We start from the raw sequence: 3,258 nt of genomic DNA, 5'->3' as shown, positions 1-3,258 counted from the left end.
GTATTATGACCGGTCAATGAATAATTATAAGAAAGTCTCTGCTGATATGGCGACACAGATCAAGAAGAATATTGAGTTTGATGCTGAAGGCAAGCGTACAGGCTGGCAGGTACAGCTGATGAGCTTGGGACAGGGGAACATTGGTAGCAACATGGAATACCGGTTCTTCATGGACTTACTTAGTGGCAACCTGGCGCGTAATCTCTTTACCTTGCTGATTGACCAGTACAACTGCCCGAACCTCAAGTCTGAGATGGAAGTAACCGGAACGGCCATCAAGAGCAATGAGAAGACGGGTACGAGCATTACCGTGAAGCTCAAGACTGGAGACAAGTTGCCTACGCACAGGCTGCCTAAAGAGTCTACGAACCTGACGGATGCCCTGAAGTACTTCACCATGCGAAAAGAGTTTGTGCGTGTATGGGATAGGGGACGAAGCTCATCCGCTGCCTCTGTGGTTTGATCATTTCTTTCTTTACTGTTGGGTTGGCTCTGTTGTCTGTGAGGATGGCAGGGCTTTTTATATGAAGGTATCGCAAGGGGTGGGATTTGATGCGTGAGGGGGCGGCAAGGGCTGTTTTAGGGCGAAATTTAAAATAATTTACAACATTTGTAAGGAATAGCGAAAAAATTAACGTATTTTTATTATTTTGTAACAAAAATTTATCATATTTCCGACCCGAGGCGGCACCTGCGACCGCAACGGGACGACGGCGCGGCTCGGGCAGCAAGCTGTTACATCCCTCCGATAATTATCGCAGGGATGGGATTTCTTTTTGGTATTCAGAGGAATATCTTTTCTGACAGGACATTTTTAGTTCAAAAAATGCCCTGATTAGAAAGGGAGTCCGCCTGATGGGAATCAGGCGCGCGAAAAATCCGTGTGGCAAACCCGCCTTGATGGATGTACTTAGGTACAATCAAGCCGAATTTTTGCCACACGGATTTTTCGCGTTTTAGCGGTAGAAAGCGGTGCTTTCTGTTCGTTTTTTTTGCGTTCACGCAGAGGTTACCGGATTATAATCCCGTAACCGGGTGAAAACGCCCCGTCTTCCATTCCCTGCACCAATGCAAGCTATTGTCTTGGTAATGGAAGACCGGGCAGAGCGGTACTTATGAGAGATTTTTCCGTTCCTTCGACCACGGAGGGGTTAAATAATGGTAATTTTGCTATTGTATATTTGCGAATAGTGGTAATTTTGCTACCTTTGTAAGGTCAAACAATAAATCATAAGATAATGAAAAGTACAGAATTACACCGGATGTTCATTAAGAAGGGATGGAAGTTCGACCATGCGGAAGGAAGCCATTACTTTTATAGGAATGAAAAAGGTGAATTAACGGAGCCCGTTCCTTTTCATGGGGCTAAAGAAATGGGGAAGGGGTTAGCTAATAAATTAATCAAGAAGTACGGGCTTTGATTCCCGTACTTTCTAAAAAAGAAAGGGTAGGATTATGGAAAAAATTATTGTAGTGATTGAGAAAAGCAAGGATTTTTACGACGGATATTCGGATAATTGTGACGGTATCTATGGCGCGGGTGACAGCATACAGGCTGTAAAGGATGATATTCATGAGGCAATTAGATTGATTAAGAAGAATTTACCTGTAGAACAATGGCCGGAGCAAATCAAAGGCGAGTATGAAATTGAATTTAAGTTGGACGTAGCGAGTTTCTTGGAATATTATTCAAAGTTCCTTTCTTTAGCTGGTATGGAGAAGATTACAGGTATCAATCAAAAGCAGCTTTCTAATTACTTGAATCATCGTTCTATACCTCGCAGACAACAGGCGGAACGTATTTGCAGCGGACTTCATTCATTTGCGAAAGAATTATTATCGGTAACACTCTGATTTGTTGTTTGACACCACTTTTTGGAGTTTTTTTCAGAGGTCTTCCATTGTGAAGGCCTCTTTTGTGTGTTTTAAAAGTGAATGTGTACGGAAAAATGTTACATTTGTGCATGTTTAATTTTATATCTGATATTATGAAGAAAATTTTGCTTTTGATGGCGATGTTTGCCAGTATGAATGTGATGGCGCAAGGTAATCCTATACAGTGTGATAGTGTAATCCAAGCACAAGGTAAGAATGTAGCAGAGCTATATCCTATGATAAAAGCATGGGCAGCCATAACCTATAATTCTGCTAATGCTGTAATTCAAATGGATGATCCACAGAATGGGATATTGATATGTAAGGGTGCTTTTAAATATACCGCTCCTGGGGGTATGACTTATAGGTATATTGATGGATGGGTTACTTACACTTTGAAAATCCAAGTGAGAGATGAACGTTATAAAGTTACTGTGGGCGACTTTATCCATGAAACAAGTGATTTGCAGTATAAAAAAACTTGGAGTTTCGGTCTTATAACTGATAGGGAGAAGTTTAAGGAGAAAGGATTGCAGGATAAAAGGTGGACCAAAACATGGCCGGATTTGAAGATAAAAAGCAAAATGGAGTTTATGACTATTATTATGTCATTGTCTGATGCTACTTCCGGCAAAAGCAAGATACTTGATACGAATGATGATTGGTAATGATAAAAAATAAAAGCGGAGCTAAAAACTCCGCTTTTATTTTTTAATTCTTATTCATCTTCACTGAATAAGGATCGCATTCCAGTGACCGCTTCGGATGTCAGTGATTTGCGTACCGCTTTCTCATGCTTCAAGGCTCTGTCAAGTTCCAGATATCGCTCAAAGTCTTCGCCGGATTTCTGGGGCTTGTCTTTCAATTCATCCAGTTCTTTCTGAAATTTTAGGGTACGTTCAAATGATTGCTCGCGTTGAACATGTTTTCCAAAAAGGAGGTTCTCAATAGTGGAATAGACCCAAAGTTCAAAGGAAGGGTTTAACCAAGCGGCAAATTTAAGTGCCAAAATGCGGTGCATCCAGGTACCGTTTTTTTGCCTGGAGTGAATTAAATCGCTTTCATTCTCGATGCCTAAAAAACGGGAATTCCCGTTTTTTAAAGCTTCGTTAACAAATGCTTTTGTATTCGCATTCGACATAAATTCATTTACTTGCCTTCCGAACGGCTTTGCCATTTCAGTGGCGTTAATCATCATGCCATTGTTTTTTTCCAATGCAAAAGTGATTGGATTTTCTTCAAATACGCAAATTTTTGTTTCCATGTTTGATAATGTTTGGATTAATAAAAAAGTAAATATGCGGCAAAAACAATATAAATAATTGATAATCAAATAGTTAAATGAATTGTTTTTTTGATATTTAGTAAATATATAGCAATTTA

Annotated in this window: 4 protein-coding genes and 1 pseudogene; 4 read left to right on the top strand and 1 reads right to left on the bottom strand. The window is 40.0% G+C overall.

Annotation, left to right across the window (positions count from 1 at the left end):
• The 4 genes and pseudogenes from BN161_RS02150 to BN161_RS02135 all read left to right on the top strand — a co-directional run.
• Positions 1-463, top strand: a pseudogene (locus tag BN161_RS02150) (hypothetical protein); the annotation flags it as partial.
• A gap of 775 nt (positions 464-1,238) precedes the next feature.
• Positions 1,239-1,421, top strand: coding sequence for a type II toxin-antitoxin system HicA family toxin (locus tag BN161_RS02145; protein WP_209441880.1), 183 nt, complete (start codon positions 1,239-1,241; stop codon positions 1,419-1,421).
• Positions 1,422-1,455: 34 nt separating this feature from the next.
• Positions 1,456-1,854 (top strand): hypothetical protein, encoded by a 399-nt coding sequence (locus BN161_RS02140; protein ID WP_044262630.1) that lies wholly within the window; start codon positions 1,456-1,458, stop codon positions 1,852-1,854.
• Between the two features lie 134 nt (positions 1,855-1,988).
• A complete protein-coding gene (locus tag BN161_RS02135) occupies positions 1,989-2,543 on the top strand; it encodes a DUF4468 domain-containing protein (protein WP_167332481.1) in 555 nt (184 codons plus the stop codon).
• A 50-nt stretch (positions 2,544-2,593) separates the two neighbouring features.
• On the opposite strand, the gene BN161_RS02130 is transcribed toward BN161_RS02135, so the two are convergent.
• Positions 2,594-3,139, bottom strand: coding sequence for a KilA-N domain-containing protein (locus tag BN161_RS02130; RefSeq protein WP_044262627.1), 546 nt, complete (start codon positions 3,137-3,139; stop codon positions 2,594-2,596).
• Positions 3,140-3,258 lie beyond the last annotated feature (119 nt).

This window comes from Bacteroides timonensis, from assembly GCF_000513195.1.
Classification (GTDB): Bacteria; Bacteroidota; Bacteroidia; order Bacteroidales; family Bacteroidaceae; genus Bacteroides; species Bacteroides timonensis.
This window is presented reverse-complemented; position numbering and strand designations above follow the sequence as displayed.

Excerpts from the sequence above, each read along its gene's own strand:
- BN161_RS02145 (WP_209441880.1), top strand. The coding sequence starts at position 1,239 with ATGAAAAGTACAGAATTACACCGGATGTTCATTAAGAAGGGATGGAAG.
- BN161_RS02140 (WP_044262630.1), top strand. The coding sequence starts at position 1,456 with ATGGAAAAAATTATTGTAGTGATTGAGAAAAGCAAGGATTTTTACGAC.
- BN161_RS02130 (WP_044262627.1), bottom strand. The coding sequence starts at position 3,139 with ATGGAAACAAAAATTTGCGTATTTGAAGAAAATCCAATCACTTTTGCA.
- BN161_RS02135 (WP_167332481.1), top strand. The coding sequence starts at position 1,989 with ATGAAGAAAATTTTGCTTTTGATGGCGATGTTTGCCAGTATGAATGTG.